The following is a 17181-nucleotide window of genomic DNA, read 5'->3' as shown; positions in this document are numbered from 1 at the left end:
TCCATTTTTCTTTCTTTTATTCGTGATCTCTGATGTAGGATGTGCTCGCCTGAACGCAATCGGGCTTTTTTTCGTCAAAATTGGCTGCAATAGCTATTGGTCGGAACAGTAGACGTCCTGCGGCGTTTGAACTGACGCAAGAAGATTGACCCATGTCAGGCAGGCATGAACAAGGAGAACAGGAATGATCAAGGTAAACCGCGGCATCGGCCGTGTTCTGAAAACGGTATCGGTATGTGCGTTGCTGGCTGTGCCGCTGGCGGCCTGCGGACCGCTGCAAATGCCGTTGGAAGACCGCACCGGCAATGACCAGTGGCTTGATACCCAGATCAAATCCGGCATCCTTGGCGAGTTCTCAAAGGTGGATCACACCTATCTGATGGATGTGAATATCGACATCTGGGAACAGAATGTCATGGTCACCGGCATGGTGGACTCCAAGGGCAAGTATTATGACGTCGTGTCGCTGGTCAAACAGGATAACCGTATCAAAACGGTTTATGACCATCTGGTAATTGCCGATCAGGAAACCATTGATGCCTATCACCGGGCCGAAGATGAATACGGCAAGAACGCCGTTCCGACCGATTCGGCGACCCAGTCCGTGTCCGACGTTTGGATCGAAAGCCAGATCAAGGCATTGTTATTGGCCGAAAAAGGTGTGAGTTCCGTCAACTATCGTTGGCAGTCGGTGCAGAATGTCGTCTACATCATGGGCGAAGCACAAAGCGATGCAGAGCTTGAAAAGGTCCTGTCGATCGTGCGCCGGATCAAAGGTGTGACCAAGGTCGTTAGCCACATCGCAAAGGCCTGATCAATTTTATCGCCTTGTTATAAAACAGTTTTTCGAAAATTCCCCGCGGGCGTTCGGCCTTGCGGGGAATTTTTTTGTCCGGGTTTGTTGCAAAAGTGTTTGAAAACCATTCGCATTTATCTTAGAGGTGGCGATACGTAATTAATAACTGATTGCAATCGCACCATGTATGTCTGCATTTGTAATGCGCTCAAGGAAAAAGACGTCCGCCGTGCCGCCGAGCAGGGCGGGGCGACACGTCCGGCGGAAGTTTTCCGTTTCCATGGTTGCGCGCCGCAATGTGGCAAATGCGCCTGCCACATGCGCGCAGAACTGCTTCAGGCCAAGACCTGCGGCAATTGCGATTGCGATGATGCAGCGGCCGTGACGGCAAATATTGAACCGATTGCCGCCGAGTAAGCTACTTCAAGACATTCAGGAAAACGAAAAAGGCGAGGCCACTGGGGCCTCGCCTTTGTTGTTTGTGGCTGATGCTGCTTGATTAGCACGGTTACTTTTTCAGGCCAAAGCGTTCCTCGGCGAGGCGATCGGCGACAAAGCCGGTCGACAGGTTCTGTTGCTTGGCGCGTTCAAAAATCTCGCGCACGGTTTCGCCAATGCCTTGGATATGCATGTTGGTTTCGGCAACCGTTTTGCCTTCGCGGCAATAATAAACTTCGATAACACCGCCGGCATTGATCACGTAATCCGGGGCATACAAAATTCCGGCTTCGCGCAACATCTCGCCATGGCGATCATCTTCAAGCTGGTTATTGGCCGCACCCGCAATCACGCCAACCTTGAGTTCCTCGATAGTACGGTCATTGATCACCCCGCCAAGGGCACAAGGGGCAAGGATATCGGCATCAACCGACAGGATTTTATCAACCGGAACTGCGGTTGCGCCAAATTCCATGGCGGCGGCCTTCATGCTGGCGGCATTCAGGTCCGCAACAATCAGCTTGGCCCCGGCCGCATGCAGCATCCGGCACAAGTGATAGCCGACATGCCCCAGACCCTGCACCGCGACCCGCATGCCCGCAAGGTCGTCGCTGCCATGCTTGAAGCTCACTGCTTCCTTAAGCCCGATGAAAACGCCATAGGCGGTAAAGGGGGATGGATCACCGGTGCGTTCCGGGTCCTTGCCATCATTGATACCACCGACATGTTTGGTCTGGCTTGCGATATGTTCCATGTCTTCGGGGCTGGTGCCGACATCCTCGGCAACGATATAGCGCCCGCCAAGTTGCTCGACAGCGCGACCCATTGCGCGGAAGAATTCTGGCGTCTTCTGGCTTCGGGGATCACCGATGATGACTGACTTGCCGCCGCCAAGCGGAAGGTTGGCGAGGGCGGATTTGTAAGTCATGCCGCGCGACAGACGCAAAACATCATGAATGGCGTCCTGTTCGCTGGCATAGGGCCACATGCGACAGCCGCCAAGTGACGGGCCAAGGTTGGTATTGTGAACCGCGATGATTGTTTTCAGGCCGGTGGTTTTGTCACTGGCAAAGACGACCTGTTCGTGGTCATCAAAGGCGATATCGGAAAAGACGTTCATCCTCTTGCAGCCTCCTGGCAGCATCATTTTTCTGGTGCAGGCTGTTTCCTGCTTATCCCTTTATGTTTGATGCATTCGGCGTTGGATCAATTTCTAATTCCGCGAATGTGCAAAAAAGATCGTTTCGGTTGAGGGGCTGCTTTGGTGTGGAATTATGCGGAGTTTGCCAAAGCTGCATTGTAATTTTATTACGCGTGCTGTGCGCTGCAGCATCTTCGCTGTTTGAAGGCAGGCGGCATTTTCGATCCGACCGAGATTCTTTTGTGGTCGAAATTCGTCGGTTTCAGCCTGGCTTTTATGGTGCAGTGCACTTGCGGCGATTTGTCCTGAATCAGGGCATTCGTCATGCGCCTATGCCAAATTCGCACTTGAAACCGGAGCAATTAATCTGGAAGTATCAATTAACCGGATAATTTACGGCTCGTTAAGGTGCGAAACGTAGACTCACGGTTGGGTATCTTGTGATTGAGATTCCCGGTTCAGGACAGGTTGGCGTCTGGGCGGCGCCAGCGAACAAAATATAAGGAGAGCGGCGGATATGTCTGCATTCACAGGCCATCGCCAAACCGTATATGAAGTTGAACTGCACAATCAGGCTGTGCGCGAATGTGTCAAAGAGAACCGATCCCACGACCTCTTTGATGACCGCTGGGCTGATGTTCAAACTCATGAAGTTGCGGCCAGCGACGAAACCAAGGCCCTTGCCATGATCGAAAATAGCTATCCGTCAGAAGATGGTTTCGTTGTCGATCACGTCAAACGCCTAGGATAACAGTCACCAAACATATTCGAAAAAAAAGCGTGGTCAGCTTTGCTGCCACGCTTTTTTTCTGAGCTGAACCAGTACAACAAAGCAGGTTTCGTCGGGGAGTTTCGGCCTATGACCTCAGCTTGCCCAGCATTTCCCGCCCCTTGGCAACGGCAAATTTCTGTGCCTGCGAGAAGGTCGGGTTCGGTGGCATGATCAGGACGTCAGGGTCAACCGGGACCTGAATGACGGTTGGCTTCTTGCTTGCAAACGCTTGTGACAGCGCGCTTGAAAGTTCCTTGGTGTTTTCCGCACGCAGGCCAAGACAGCCACAGGCCTGGGCGATGGCCGCCATATCCGGGTTTTTAAAGGCGATTGCATGTTCAGGCAGGCCCTTGGCTTCTTGTTCCAGTGCGATGAAGCCAAGCTTGCTGTTGTCAAAAACAACCGCCGTGATCGGCAGACCGTATTCGGCAGCGGTCAAAAGTTCACCCATCAGCATGTTGAATGCGCCGTCACCCGCAATGGCGACGACCTGACGATCAGGATAGGCAAGCTGCGCACCATTGGCCCCGGAAAGGGCAAAGGCCATCGTGCCGAGCCCGGATGACAGGGTAAAACGCTGGTTACGTTTTACCCGCAAATGCCGCGCGGCCCAGGCTGTGGTCGTTCCGGTATCAACTAGGAAAATGGCGTCATCGGCGGTTTGGTCACCGATTGCCGACATGACGGTTGCGGGGTGAAGCGGGCTTTTGTCGGACTTCTCGATCTTTGACCAATCGTCTTGCTGATCCTTGACCTTATCGATCCAGTGTTTGCGCTGCGTTTCTGTGTCTTTGGGCGTGACGCGATCCAGAAGACCTTGCACCGATAGCTTGGCACTGCCGATCAACGGGGCATCAATATCAAGCCGTTTGCCGATCTGGCTGCGATTGCTATCGATCTGGATGGTTTTGGCATCTTTGGGGAAAAATTCCTGATAGGGGAAATCGGCGCCAATGATGCACAGCAAATCGCAATCTTCGACAGAGTCCTGACCCGGTTTGCCTCCCAGAAGGCCCAACCCACCAATGCAAATGGGATCGTCGTCATCAAGCCAGTCTTTGGCGCGCAGGGTTCTGACGATCGGTGCATCAATCCGGTGCGCCAGATCAAAGATCTCCTGGGCTGCCTCGGCACCACCGATACCAGCAAGAATGACGGGCTTCGATGCCTGATCAATCAGTTTGGCAGCGTGATCAAGGTTGTCGCTGGACGGCGAAACTTCACGGGTTGCCAGCAAGGTTGCAATATTGATCGGATCACCGGCGCAATCGGCACTGGCGATATTGTTCGGGATACAGACATGGGCGGGCGCACGATTTTCAATCGCGGCCTTGCAGGCTTCTTTGAGGATACGCGGGGCCTGTGCCGGATCCATGATCGTCTCGGAATAGACGGTCACGTCTTCGAACAGCTTTTTCAGGTCAACTTCCTGATGATACTCGGTGCCGATAAATTCCGAATCAACCTGGCCTGTGATGGCAAGAACCGGGGCATGGTCGTGACGGGCATCATAAAGGCCGTTCAGAAGATGGATGGCACCGCCACCCGCCGTGCCGACACAGCATGAAAGATTGCCAGTCAGTTTTGCCTGTGCGGATGCGGCAAATGCACCACCTTCTTCATGCCGGACAAGGACGAAATCAATTTCATCCTTGTTTTCAAGGGCAAATGTAATGTCATTGATGGCGTCACCTGGGATGCCAAATACATGTTTGACGCCAAGGTCACTCAGTAAATTGATTGCGATATCGGCAACTTTCATGGGGAAACTCCTTGGTTTCAGTCGTGAGAGAGCCGCAAACTACAATCGCATCAACGGCCGGGTTTGATTACGAAAGCCAGAATGCATTCATGGTTTCTGCTACGCGCTTGAACGACGCGAGATTGGCACCATCGCGATAATTGATGATTTTTCCGTCCGGACTGTTTTCGATGCAGTCCTTGTGAATTTTGGACATGATTTCACGAAGGCGTTTGTCGACGTTTTCCGTATCCCAACTCAGACGCTGCGCATTCTGGCTCTGTTCAAGGCCGCTTACGGCAACGCCGCCGGCATTGGATGCTTTGCCAGGGGCATGCGGGATATTGGCGTTGATGAATACTTCCTGTGCCTTTGCCGTCAGCGGCATGTTTGCGCCGTCACAGAGCATCATCACCTTGTTTTCAACAAGCTGCTTGGCGTCTTGTTCATCAAGCTCGTTCTGGGTCGCGCAGGGCAGGGCAATATCGCACTCAAGCCCCCAGGCGTTCTGGTCTTCAAGGAACTCGGAATTCTTGCCGCCGTCAAATTCTGACAGCGATTTGCGTTGGTTGTTTTTCCAGTCATCAACCTGATCAAGAAGGTCGTTTGTCAGGCCATCGGCAAAGTGCATGGTGCCGGAGCTGTCACTCAGACTTATGACCTTGGCTTCAAGTTCTATGGCTTTGCGCGCGGCGTGAAGCGCAACATTTCCTGCGCCACTGATCGCAATGCGTTTGTCTTTGATTTCCTTGTTTTCCTGATCAAGCATGTGACCAAGGAAATAGATGCAGCCATAGCCGGTTGCTTCTGTGCGCCCGGCACTGCCGCCAAAGTGGCATCCTTTACCGGTCAGCGCACCGGTCCACTTTTGCGTCAGCTTGATGTAGTGACCAAAAAGGATGCTGATTTCGCGTCTGCCAACGCCGATGTCCCCGGCAGGCACATCGGTATCTGGCCCGATATGCCGATATAGTTCCTGCATGAATGCCTGACAGAAACGGCCGATTTCCTGCGGCGATTTGTCCTTGGGCGAAAAGTCGGCACCACCTTTTGCCCCGCCCATCGGCAAGCCGGTCAGGCTGTTTTTCAGGGTTTGTTCAAACCCGAGAAACTTGAAGATACTGGTACTTACCGTCGGGGCAAACCGAAGGCCGCCCTTATAGGGGCCCATCGATTGATTGAACTGAATGCGCCAGCCGCGATTGACCTGTATCTGTTGGTCATCGTCTTCCCATGCCACGCGAAACTGCAGCACGCGATCCGGTTCCGTGCAGCGTTCAAGAACCGCATTTTTGCGCATCTCGGTTTGATCAAGATACCAACCGGCAATGGAGCCGACGACTTCCTCCACTGTCTGGTGAAATTCCGGCTCGTTCGGTGTCTTTTCCTCAAGCCGGCTCAGGCAGTCTTTTTGAAAATCAGATGCGCTTTGTGTCATTTAAATGCGGGCTTTTTTACTGTTTCTGCTGCTCTGGTTAACGTGCCAGAGGCGAAAAAGTGTCCGCATAATATTTTGTTTTGGTGGTTTTTAAGGTGCTATGGCGCGCTTGATCAGGGGTTCTGTTGAAGCGTTCGTTCAACAAAATCAAGGCGGTCCTGCCCCCAGAACATCTCGTTGCCGATGAAATAGGTCGGCACACCAAAGATGTTACGATCCCGCGCGGACAGGCAGTTCTCGTCATAGATTTTGGCGATCTCTGGCAGGTCGGCATGTTCGAGATATTCCGTCGAAAGGCCACTCGATATAAGGGCCTCGCGTACGGTCGCGGGCAGCGAAACATCACGTTCACGCAACCAGATATCCCCCATCAGGGTTTCAGTCAAAGTACTGACGTCCTTGCCATCGTCCTGAACGGCGATGATGGTGCGCGCGGCAAGTGTTTCATCGACCGGGAAATGGGTCGGATGCATATTGATCGGAAAGCCGAGATAATCCGACCAGCGTTTCAGTTCAACAAGTCGGTATTCTTGACGCGGTTTCGGGCGTTTTGCCAAGGGCACGCCGCCGCCATGTTCCCAGACATCGGCTGCCCGGCAGGGTTGATGGATAATTTCCACGCCATGTTTTTTGGCTATCTCGACAACGCGGCGAAACCCGAAAAAAGACCACGGTGATTGCACGAAGAAATAGTGGATGATGGGTTCGGACATATGGGCCTCCTGGCGCCGCGATGCAGATTATGTTTTTGAATTGCCGACATTCGACACCCACCACACTGCCCAAACAGGGGTGCTGCGTCAAATGTCCTTGGCGTAATCACGTACAGGTTCGGGTCATATGTTTGTGATGATGGAATGCGAAATGTCTGCGCGGCCTAGTAGTCAAGCCACCAGGAATATTCATCAATACCCGCCATCAGAACACCGTCAAAGCCGAGCTTCATGATGTTGCCAAGATAGCTGTTTTCGCTGCCAAAGATGATGCTTTGCCATTCGCGTGACCAATAATGCACGTGGTTTTCCTGTCCCCAACGTGCCATCAGGTTGCCTTCACTGATGAAATCGGGACTTCCGGCACGCCATCCGCTTTGCCAGTAATAACGATATGTCTCGGCCGTCGCGATATTGAGATACGAAATCAGGTTCCGTGGTGTTCCGGTCTTCTTGTAACGAAGCCGCTTCATATCATCATAGGTCAGCGGAATGGTCCCGCGATGGAACGGATCAATGATCAGCGTGTCATAGTTGGTTGCAACCAGCGCATCGACATAGGCGTCTTTGGTGCCATAGGGCGAACTATCAAGCACCAGGGCAAAGTTCTTTGCCTCGCGGATATTGTCGATCACATGCGGGTTTGCCCCGAAAGGTGTGCTTGGAACCTTTGCCAGGGATGAAAGCTGCATGCCCGGCGGTGGGGCCGCGTAATAAAGGGCATCCAGCCCCCGAAGCTGCGCGCGCGCCTTGTCCATGTCGGATCGATTTTCGGTGTAGTCGACCGCAAGATATTGCAGGCCTTCAAGTTTCAGCCGTTCCAGATAGCCCAGAATATATTTTGTCTCTTCGGCGTTGGTGGATTCGCCGTATTTCTCAAAGCCGTAAAACGGGGCTTCGACCAAAATACCGTCAAGGGCACGCAAGTAGTTTCTGGCCGGTTCCGCAACGCCACGAGTGGCAAACAGGGTTTTTTCAAGAAACTCGGTCAGTTCCAGGCCATTCATCGCAATAATCGAAAAATCACTGCGATAGCTTTTTGCCCAACGGCTGATCGCGATGACGTAATCGCGCATTTCCTCGACGAAGTCTTTTTCGGGCTTGCCGGTGTCGGTTAGTCCGGGGAGACCCTCGGTCAGGCTATTGGGGGCGGGGATAAAAGGTTCTAGTTGCTGTGCAATTGCGCCAAACGGTGTGGATGCCAATAATGCCCCGCCAAATCCCGCCGCGCCGGTGCCAAGGAAATGTCGGCGCGAGATGGATTTGGGCGCGGCATTTCCGCCAGACGCATTTTGCGCCGGTTGTCGGGTCCGCCCTGACGTGCTGTAAGGTTGCTTGGCCATGCCTTTATCCATCGCTGATGATATGGGCGATCTTATGATGCTGCCTTCATTGCGCCTTGCTGTGTGATCAACTCGGTCACCCGGTTGCCGATAGCAAGGGACGCAGTAAGACCCGGTGATTCAATACCATAGAGCATTACAAGACCATTAAGCCCGTACTGATTTTCATCAGCAATCATGAAGTCACGCGCCGCTTCGCCCGGGGCCTGAATTTTCGGGCGCACCCCGGCATAGCCGGTCTGAAGCGCACTTTCATCAAGATCGGGATAGTATTTGCGGATGGCTTCGGCAAAGGCCGCCCGGCGTTCTTCGGGGACGTCGTAGTTTGGTGCATCAACCCATGTCACGTCCGGGCCAAAGCGTGCCTGCCCCCCCATATCAAGGGTCAGGTGAATGCCAAGGCCTGCCTGTTCGGGGGCCGGATAGATAAGGGTGGAAAATGGTGCCTTGCCCGATAGCGTAAAATAACAGCCACGCGCATAATGCTGTGGCGGGACAGATGTCTTTGGCAGGCCGGTAAAGTTCCGCCCCAGTGTCTGGCTATGCAGGCCACCGGCAACGATTAGTTCCGCGCAGGTCAGGCTCATTTCTTCGCCGTCGGCATCGGTGGTGCTGATGGTATAAAGCCCGTTTTCGAAACTGACGGCCGTGACCTTTGTGTTGATCGCAAGTGTTGCGCCGTTGTTCTCCGCCTCACCCAGCAGGGTGACCATCAGCTGGTGGCTATCGACAATACCGGTGGACGGGCTTTCTAGGGCACCGACACAACGAAGGGCTGGTTCGCGTTCAAGGGCCTCTTCGCGGGACAGCCAGACAAGGTCGGTGACACCGTTTTCATATGCCTTGTCCTTGATCCCGGCCAGTGCGGCCATTTGGTCTTCGGCCGTGGCGACAATCAGTTTGCCGGTGCGTTTGTGTTCGATGCCGTTTTCTTCGCAATAACGATACAGCATCTCGCGCCCGGTGACGCAAAGCTCGGCCTTCAGGCTGCCTTTCGGGTAATAGATCCCGGCATGAATGACTTCGCTGTTGCGTGCGCTGGTTTCGGTGCCAATCGCATCATGCTGTTCAATGATCAGGACCTCACGGCCGGTTCGGGCAAGTGAACGGGCACAGGCCAGGCCGACAACGCCGGCCCCGATGACGATGGTTTGGATATCTGCAGTCATGATCACGTATATCTTGGTTAGGGTGGTGGGTTTAGTTTGCCTGGCGGAAATAGACAGCCTGTCCTTGGTTGTCCTTGCCATTACCGGTGACAACAGCCGGGGATTCGCTGGTGTAAATACCGCGCGCAAAGCTGCTGTCGTTACAATAGACATACCAGCTTCCGAACGGAAGCGTATCACTTTGATAGGCACCGCCTTCATGGCGCCAGATGCCCTCGCAATGACGTTGGTCATCATCAAGGATCATTGTGCCTTCGCCAGATGGCTGATCAAAGCGCAGCGTGCCGGTTCCGCGCACCGATTGCCAGTTGGTGATGATATCAATGCCATCAATCGGCGGCGGGGTGGTTTCGCCTTCTGGCTGCTGAAGCGGGGTGTCATCTGCTGGTGCGACAACAGTGGCGGCAATTGCCGAATTTTCCGCAAGCTCAATGTTCAATCGTCCAAAGAATCCGGCGGCGAATTCCTGGGCATCAATCATTGGCAGACCACTGAGCGGCGCACTGCTGCTACGTGTGGCCTGAACCTGTGTCGGGGTGCAGTAATAGCCCAGCAGGCGACTGCCTCGTTGGGCCGGTGTTTGCGGGTCCCATTGCCCGACAAAGGAAACGCATTGCGACCCGTTGCGGGTAAAGGGCGACAGGGCAATCGGGCCATATCGGGTTTCCTGCACGAAGCTTGCACCATTCAGGCTGGTGCGGCCGCGAAGCGCGTCAAACATATCAAGCAACTGCTCGGACGCCATGGCGGTGCTAAACCGAAAACCGGGCGCGGAGGTCGTATAGACGGTCTCAAGGTACAGATCGCTTGCAGCGGCAGGGGATTCGCTTACCGAACGCGGCGCATACCAGCGGCCGACAAAGACCGTACTGTTATCGCGATACTGACGCAGGAAGCTATTCTGACCCTCGATGTCTGAGGCAAAGACAACCGGGCTCTGGTCTTGCGGGATTTGTTCGAACCCGCCGGTTTGCTGTGCGACGGCCATCTGTGGTGTTGCCACCAGAAGGCTTGCAAACATGCTGCCGATCAAAGCCGCCCGATACCTCACATTGCGTCCTTTCTATATGTTTTCAGGCGCATTTTTGTATTGCGCTACCCTTATCTTTACCTTTGTGCATCTAGATTGGCTAGGGGGCAGTCAACCGATGCCTGTTAACGTGATCTCTTTTACCTTGATTTTTGGGTGCAAACGGGCTCATTGGGGAGGTTGGCCTTGGGGACAAAGTCAAAAAGCCTGAAGATACGGAGCATTTTATCATGACGGTGCAACAGACCGGCGCGAACGGGGACAGCGCGGGCCAGCAGACGGCAACGGACAAACAACCGCCGTCCAATCGCGCCCATGTAATCGTGATCGGCAATGAAAAGGGCGGGTCAGGCAAATCGACAACGGCGATGCATCTGATCGTTTCCCTGATGAAGATGGGGTTCAAGGTCGGATCGCTTGATATCGACGCCCGTCAGGGGACGCTGACACGCTATGTCGAAAACCGGAACGCCTTTAACGACCGCAAGGGCCTTAAGCTTCCGGTGCCCGATCATCGGCCGATTTATCGCAGCGAATTGCCTGACGCCAACCAAGCCAAGCTGGACGAGCGCGAACGCTTCACGACCGCACTTGGTGAAATGGTGATCGGATGCAATTTCATCGTCATGGATTGCCCGGGCAGTGACAATTATCTTTCGCGTTTGGCCCATGCCTGTGCCGATACGCTAATTACCCCGATCAATGACAGCTTTATCGACCTTGATATGCTGGCCCGGATTGATCCGGACAGCCTTGATATCAAGGGGCCCAGCATCTATGCCGAGATGGTCTGGGATGCGCGCAAACGTCGGGCGGCGATTGATGGCGGCACGATTGACTGGATCGTCATGCGTAACCGTCTTTCACACCTTGATGCGCGTAACAAACGAGACATTGCCGAAATCGTTGACAAGTTGGCAGATCGCATCCGTTTCCGTCAGGCGCCGGGCTTTGGCGAACGCGTGATTTACCGCGAACTTTTCCTCAAAGGTCTGACGTTGCTTGATCTGCGTGAAAAGGGTGTCGGTATCCCGATGAGCATGTCGCACATGGCCGCCCGTCAGGAAGTCAGATCGCTTCTGGAAGTGATCGGCTTCAAACCGGCCGACGGCGAGGAGTTGCCGATCTGACTGCATCCGGCCTATATCTTGTAGGATGACAAATTGTCCAACCGGAATATGAAGCAGGCAGGTCTCCTTGACGCGCAAAGACATCATTCCAGAGACATCCGACGCCAATGAAGTGGCAGACTTCCTGGGCAAGGCGCGGCAGATGGCGGTACACGCGCCATCATCCGGGCCGGCACAGGGGCGGTTGATTTTTGCCATGGATGCAACCGCCAGCCGCCAGCCAAGCTGGGACAGCGCGGCTGAAATTCAGGCGGAAATGTTCGAAGCGGTCGACGGTGTCGGCGCCCTTGATGTGCAGCTTGTGTTCTTTCGCGGGCTTTCGGAATGCAAATCAAGTGGCTGGTGCCGCAATGCCAAATCATTTCGCGACTATATCACCAAGGTCACCTGCCGTGCCGGGCATACACAGATCGAACGGGTTCTGGCCCATGTCGAACGTGAAGCAGGTGATAAAAAAATCGATGCCTTGATTTATGTCGGCGACTGTATCGAGGAAAATCCAGATCATCTGGCCCCGATTGCCGGGAAACTGGCGCTTAAGGGGGTAAAGGCATTCATGTTTCAGGAAGGCCATGACCGGGATGCGGCATTTGCCTTTGGCGAAATTGCGCGGATAACCGGCGGTGCCTTCATGCAGTTTGATGCCAGTGCAGCAGGCAAGCTCCGTGATTTGCTGGGCGCAGTGGCAAGCTATGCCGTGGGCGGGCAGTCCGGACTTTCGATCTATCAAAAGAAAACCGGGTCCGAGGAAGTACTCAGGCTTGGTCATCAATTGCGAAAGCCGCGTTGATGCAGTGGCTTTTGATCGGAATCGCAGCATTTATCGGGGTTGGCTTCTTCATTCGCTGGATGACAGAGGCCGAGCCCAAAGAAATCCGTAAAATTGTCTTATTTCTGATCATCTTGGTGTTGATCATGCTTGCGGGCTGGTTGTTGCTCACAGGCAAGATTGCCGCGATGGGCGCGGCTTTGGCCGCGACTGTGCCGTTTTTGTTTCGGATGATGAAGCTTGGATTCCTGTGGCCAATCTTTCGCAGGATCTTTGCAGCGTCCCGAAAACGCGCCCAGCCGGGAAGTTTTGGCAACCGCACATCCGGTGCGGGATCAAGTTCGGAAATTCGCACTGAATTTCTGCATATGGTGCTTGATCTTGAAACCGGGCAAATGCGCGGTGGTGTTGTCAGCGGTCCCTTTGCCGGGACCGATCTTGACAGCTTGGGACTTGACGACCTTCAGTCGCTTTATGTTGACTGTTGCAGTGCAACCGACCAAAGCCGGGCGGTTCTGGAATCCTATCTTGAACGCCGTCCCGATTGCGCGGGATGGCAAAGCTGGCGCCAGAAAGATCACGGCGAAGACGGAGCACAAAACGGAGGAAGCGACCGCAACCATAACGAGCAAGGCCAAGGTGGCAAAAGGAGTTCAAGTGCGTCAGGCATGACAGCGAAAGAGGCCCGAGAAATCCTGGGTGTGGCGGATAATGCCACCCGCGAGGAAATCAACCGGGCCTATAAAAAGCAGATCAAGGCGGTCCACCCGGATCATGGTGGATCGGACTATCTGGCCTCAAAGATCAATGCCGCGCGAAGCCTTTTGTTACGGCTATGTAAAGATTAGCGTCAATAATACGTGCGCTTGCTTGATCCGTGTTCTGGAATTGTGGCAGAAGCATATATGCGGGCAATTCCAATACGGACTGGCGTGCAGCGGTTGAAAAAGGAAAGTATTGAATGTCAAAAAGAATCAAGAAGGCAGTTTTTCCGGTCGCAGGCATGGGAACCCGTTTTTTGCCCGCCACCAAGGCAATGCCAAAAGAAATGCTGCCCGTCGTTGACAAGCCGCTTATTCAATACGCTGTCGAAGAAGCCATTGCGGCCGGTATCGAAGAATTCATTTTTGTGACCGGTCGCGGCAAAACTGCGATTGAGGACCATTTTGATCGCTCTGCCGAGCTGGAAGCGATCCTGACCGAGCGCGGCAAGGAAGAAGCATTGTCCAAAGCGCTTGAAATGATCCCGGAAAACGGTCGTGTGACCTATACCCGTCAGGGCAACCCGCTTGGCCTCGGGCACGCTGTTCTGTGCGCCAAGTCGCTGGTCGGTGACGAGCCGTTTGTCGTGTTGCTCGCAGATGACCTTATCCAGTCAAAAGTCCCCTGCATGAAGCAGATGGTCGACAGTTATGGCCGTACGGGCGGTAACATGGTTGCCGTCATGGATGTCCCGCGCGAGGAAGTTCACCGTTATGGTGTGCTGGAAATCGAAGGCACCAATGGCCGCCTTGTCAGTGCATGCGGCATGGTTGAAAAACCAAAACCCGAAGAAGCCCCGTCGACCTTGTCCGCCATCGGGCGTTACATCCTTGATCCCGGCATTTTCGAAGTGCTTGAAAACATCCCGCGCGGCGCTGGTAATGAAATCCAGCTGACCGATGCGCTGGCCGCAATGATTGGCAAGGTGCCGTTCTATGGCTATAATTTCGAAGGCCGTCGTTTTGATTGCGGCAACAAGATCGGCTTCCTGAAAGCCACCATGTCATTTGCCCTTGCCCGTGAAGATATGCGCGACGATGTCCGCAAGCTTATTCACGAATTCGCCGAAGGCGAAGCGGCTCAATAACCATTCATGTCAACAATGTCCGACCGGAATAGCGATGTGATCTGTTCCGGTCGGGATTTACTTACCAGGATAAAACCTCCATGCGCGTAGCTATGATCGGTACCGGATATGTTGGACTTGTCTCCGGTGCCTGCTTTTCCGAGTTCGGTACGGACGTTGTTTGTGTCGATAAGGATGTGGAAAAAATCGCCCGTCTCGAAGACGGTATCATGCCAATCTACGAGCCCGGTCTGGATGTTCTGGTCGAAAATAACGTCAAGGCAGGCCGCCTGACCTTTACCACCGACCTCAAGGAAGGGGTCAAGGATGCGGACGCTGTCTTTATTGCCGTGGGCACACCGACCCGTCGCGGCGATGGGCATGCTGACCTGAGTTACGTTTATGCCGCGGCCGAGGAAATCGCCGAAGCCATGGACGGCTTCACCGTCATCGTTACCAAATCGACGGTTCCGGTCGGAACCGGTCGTGAGGTCGAACGCATCATTCGTGAAAAGCGGCCGGATGCTGAATTTGCAGTGGTCTCCAACCCGGAATTCCTGCGCGAAGGATCGGCGATTGGCGATTTCATGCGCCCGGACCGCGTCGTCATCGGCACCAGTGACGAGCGCGCCCGCGAAGTGATGTCAGATCTGTATCGTCCGCTGTATCTGATCGAAACCCCGATTGTCTTCACCACCCGTGAAACGTCGGAAATGATCAAATATGCGGCCAACACCTTCCTTGCTGCCAAGATCACCTTCATCAATGAAATTGCCGATCTTTGTGAAAAGGTCGGTGCGGATGTCCATGATGTTGCGCGCGGCATCGGTCTTGATGGCCGTATTGGCAAGAAGTTCCTGCATCCCGGTCCGGGCTATGGCGGGTCCTGCTTCCCGAAAGATACCATCGCACTCGTGCGCACCGCACAGGAATATAACAGCCCGCTTCGCATCATCGAGACGGTTGTTGATGTCAACGCCAAGCGTAAAAAGGCGATGGCAGATCGCGTGATCGCGGCATGCGGTGGCTCTGTTGCGGGCAAGACCATCGGGATTCTTGGTCTGGCTTTCAAACCCAATACCGATGACATGCGCGATGCACCGAGCCTTGACATCGTTCCTGCCCTGATCGCGGCAGGGGCGAGTGTCAAGGCCTACGACCCCGAAGCCATGGAAGAAGCCAAGAAGCTTCTTGATGGCATTTCCTATTGCGACAACGCTTACGATACGGTCGAAGGCGCTGATGCAATGGTGGTTCTGACCGAGTGGAACGAATTCCGCGGTATGGACCTTGATCGCATCAAGGACGCGCTGAAACACCCGATCGTCGTTGATCTGCGTAACGTTTACGATCCGAACGAGATGGCTGAAAACGGTTTCAGCTATTCCTGTGTCGGTCGTGCATCTATCGGAGGCAAATCCTAATCATGACAAATTCCGCCGGACACAAGTTTGATAGCTCTGTTTTGCGCGAATATGACGTGCGTGGCGTTGTTGGCGAAACCCTGCATGCGGCAGACGCCAATGCGCTGGGGAAAGCCTTCGGCACCATGGTGCGCAGATCTGGCGGAAAGCGCGTCGCCCTGGGGCGTGATGGTCGTCTGAGTTCGCCGGAACTGGCTGCTGCATTGGCCGAAGGCATTCTGTCGACCGGTTGTGACGTGGTGCGCATTGGTCGCGGGCCGACCCCGATGCTGTATTTCACGGTTTATGATCAAAAAACCGATGCCGGCATCATGGTCACCGGTTCGCATAACCCGTCGAACTATAACGGCTTCAAGATGCTTAATGCTGGCAAGTCGGTATTTGGCGATGCCATTCAGCAACTGGGCAAAATTGCCGCCAGCGGTGATTTCGAAACCGGGCAAGGTACGGCAAGCGACATCGATATCGAGGATCGCTTTGTCGACCGCCTTGTCGCCGAGCTTGACTGCGATGTTCCCAATCCGATGACGATTGTCTGGGATTGCGGCAATGGTTCTGCCGGTGACGTGGTGCGCAAACTGACGGCCAAGCTGCCCGGTACGCATCATCTGTTGTTTGATGATATCGATGGTAATTTCCCCAACCATCATCCTGATCCGACGGTTGAGGCCAACCTTGTGGACCTCAAGGCGGCCGTTGCCAAGAACAACGCCGACTGGGGTGTTGCCTTTGACGGCGACGGAGACCGGATCGGAGTGATTGATGGCAAGGGCAATGTCCTTTGGGGCGATCAGCTGTTGCAGATCTATGCCGCAGACGTTCTGCAGCGTCAGCCAGGCGCTGCGATCATTGCCGATGTCAAGGCCAGCCAGACCCTGTTTGACGAGGTCAACCGGATTGGTGGCAAGGCCATCATGTGGAAGACGGGCCATTCCCTGATCAAAACCAAGATGATCGAGGAAAAGGCACCGATCGCCGGTGAAATGAGCGGCCATATCTTCTTTGCCGAACGTTATTACGGCTATGACGATGCGACCTATGCCGCCGTGCGCCTGTATCGCATTCTGGTTCAAAGTGGCAAAAGCCTTGCCGAATGGCGGGCCGCCATGCCGGTTGCGGTCAATACGCCGGAAACCCGTATCGACTGCCCGGATGATCGCAAGTTCGCGCTGATTGAAGAAGTCCGTGCCCGCCTGGCCGAAGCCGGCGCCGAGGTCAGCGGCATCGATGGCGTGCGTGTCAGCACCGATGATGGCTGGTGGTTGCTGCGTGCATCAAACACCCAGCCTGCCATCGTGGCCCGTTGTGAGGCCGCCGATGATGCCGGGCTGGAACGTTTGAAGGGACAGGTGACCGATCAGCTGGTCAAAAGCGGTCTGACTTCGGATGACTTCTTTGCACCGGGTGGCGGTCATTAATTAAGACGTTCAGCGAAGACAAAATGAAAAA

16 protein-coding genes are annotated in these 17181 nt (G+C 54.4%); 9 read left to right on the top strand and 7 right to left on the bottom strand.

What is annotated here, in order from left to right; genetic code table 11:
* The first annotated feature begins 184 nt into the window (after nucleotides 1-184).
* Together DY252_RS14905 and DY252_RS14900 are read left to right on the top strand one after the other, a co-directional pair.
* Nucleotides 185-814 carry a BON domain-containing protein gene (locus tag DY252_RS14905; RefSeq protein WP_064789750.1) on the top strand — a complete coding sequence of 210 codons (630 nt, stop codon included), beginning with the start codon at nucleotides 185-187 and terminating at the stop codon, nucleotides 812-814.
* Nucleotides 815-979: 165 nt separating this feature from the next.
* Nucleotides 980-1213: a (2Fe-2S)-binding protein gene (locus tag DY252_RS14900; RefSeq protein ID WP_063088336.1), complete on the top strand. Its 234-nt coding sequence runs from the start codon at nucleotides 980-982 to the stop codon at nucleotides 1211-1213.
* A gap of 91 nt (nucleotides 1214-1304) precedes the next feature.
* Here the strand turns inward: DY252_RS14900 and DY252_RS14895 are convergent, their stop codons facing one another.
* Nucleotides 1305-2354 carry a Glu/Leu/Phe/Val dehydrogenase dimerization domain-containing protein gene (locus tag DY252_RS14895; protein ID WP_064789751.1) on the bottom strand — a complete coding sequence of 350 codons (1050 nt, stop codon included), beginning with the start codon at nucleotides 2352-2354 and terminating at the stop codon, nucleotides 1305-1307.
* 538 nt (nucleotides 2355-2892) lie between these two features.
* Here DY252_RS14895 and DY252_RS14890 point away from each other — a divergent pair.
* A complete protein-coding gene (locus DY252_RS14890; protein WP_008890584.1) occupies nucleotides 2893-3126 on the top strand; it encodes a hypothetical protein in 234 nt (77 codons plus the stop codon).
* A 106-nt stretch (nucleotides 3127-3232) separates the two neighbouring features.
* On the opposite strand, the gene DY252_RS14885 is transcribed toward DY252_RS14890, so the two are convergent.
* The 6 genes from DY252_RS14885 to DY252_RS14860 form a co-directional block, all read right to left on the bottom strand.
* The gene (locus tag DY252_RS14885) at nucleotides 3233-4909 is read right to left on the bottom strand and encodes a thiamine pyrophosphate-binding protein (RefSeq protein ID WP_064789752.1); all 1677 of its coding nucleotides are present in this window, start codon (nucleotides 4907-4909) and stop codon (nucleotides 3233-3235) included.
* Nucleotides 4910-4976: 67 nt separating this feature from the next.
* The gene (gene gdhA, locus DY252_RS14880; protein ID WP_064789753.1) at nucleotides 4977-6326 is read right to left on the bottom strand and encodes an NADP-specific glutamate dehydrogenase; all 1350 of its coding nucleotides are present in this window, start codon (nucleotides 6324-6326) and stop codon (nucleotides 4977-4979) included.
* Between the two features lie 113 nt (nucleotides 6327-6439).
* The gene (locus DY252_RS14875) at nucleotides 6440-7039 is read right to left on the bottom strand and encodes a 2-hydroxychromene-2-carboxylate isomerase (protein WP_064789754.1); all 600 of its coding nucleotides are present in this window, start codon (nucleotides 7037-7039) and stop codon (nucleotides 6440-6442) included.
* A gap of 164 nt (nucleotides 7040-7203) precedes the next feature.
* Complete coding sequence (locus DY252_RS14870; RefSeq protein ID WP_064789835.1) at nucleotides 7204-8382, bottom strand: endo alpha-1,4 polygalactosaminidase; 1179 nt, start codon at nucleotides 8380-8382, stop codon at nucleotides 7204-7206.
* 32 nt (nucleotides 8383-8414) lie between these two features.
* Entirely contained in the window at nucleotides 8415-9551 is a 1137-nt protein-coding gene (locus DY252_RS14865) for an NAD(P)/FAD-dependent oxidoreductase (RefSeq protein WP_064789836.1), read from the bottom strand.
* A gap of 31 nt (nucleotides 9552-9582) precedes the next feature.
* A complete protein-coding gene (locus tag DY252_RS14860; protein ID WP_231959769.1) occupies nucleotides 9583-10572 on the bottom strand; it encodes an MORN repeat-containing protein in 990 nt (329 codons plus the stop codon).
* Nucleotides 10573-10811: 239 nt separating this feature from the next.
* On the opposite strand from DY252_RS14860, the gene DY252_RS14855 reads away from it, so the two are divergent.
* The 6 genes from DY252_RS14855 to pgmG all read left to right on the top strand — a co-directional run bounded on the left by DY252_RS14855 (nucleotide 10812) and on the right by pgmG (nucleotide 17150).
* Nucleotides 10812-11711, top strand: a complete 900-nt coding sequence (locus DY252_RS14855) for a division plane positioning ATPase MipZ (protein WP_008890591.1) — start codon at nucleotides 10812-10814, stop codon at nucleotides 11709-11711.
* Between the two features lie 67 nt (nucleotides 11712-11778).
* Complete coding sequence (locus DY252_RS14850) at nucleotides 11779-12501, top strand: hypothetical protein (protein ID WP_008890592.1); 723 nt, start codon at nucleotides 11779-11781, stop codon at nucleotides 12499-12501.
* Nucleotides 12501-13328 (top strand): J domain-containing protein, encoded by an 828-nt coding sequence (locus tag DY252_RS14845; protein ID WP_064789756.1) that lies wholly within the window; start codon nucleotides 12501-12503, stop codon nucleotides 13326-13328. Before DY252_RS14850 ends, DY252_RS14845 begins: the two co-directional genes overlap by 1 nt.
* Before the next feature lie 113 nt (nucleotides 13329-13441).
* Nucleotides 13442-14329 carry a UTP--glucose-1-phosphate uridylyltransferase GalU gene (gene galU / locus DY252_RS14840; protein ID WP_064789757.1) on the top strand — a complete coding sequence of 296 codons (888 nt, stop codon included), beginning with the start codon at nucleotides 13442-13444 and terminating at the stop codon, nucleotides 14327-14329.
* 80 nt (nucleotides 14330-14409) lie between these two features.
* Nucleotides 14410-15732 (top strand): UDP-glucose dehydrogenase family protein, encoded by a 1323-nt coding sequence (locus DY252_RS14835; RefSeq protein ID WP_063088325.1) that lies wholly within the window; start codon nucleotides 14410-14412, stop codon nucleotides 15730-15732.
* 2 nt (nucleotides 15733-15734) lie between these two features.
* Nucleotides 15735-17150 (top strand): phosphoglucomutase/phosphomannomutase PgmG, encoded by a 1416-nt coding sequence (pgmG, locus tag DY252_RS14830; RefSeq protein ID WP_064789758.1) that lies wholly within the window; start codon nucleotides 15735-15737, stop codon nucleotides 17148-17150.
* The last annotated feature ends 31 nt before the right edge of the window (nucleotides 17151-17181 follow it).

The organism is Thalassospira indica (genome assembly GCF_003403095.1).
Taxonomy (GTDB): domain Bacteria; phylum Pseudomonadota; class Alphaproteobacteria; order Rhodospirillales; family Thalassospiraceae; genus Thalassospira; species Thalassospira indica.
Note: the sequence above shows the minus strand (reverse complement) of the source record. Positions and strands in the feature narration are given on the sequence as shown.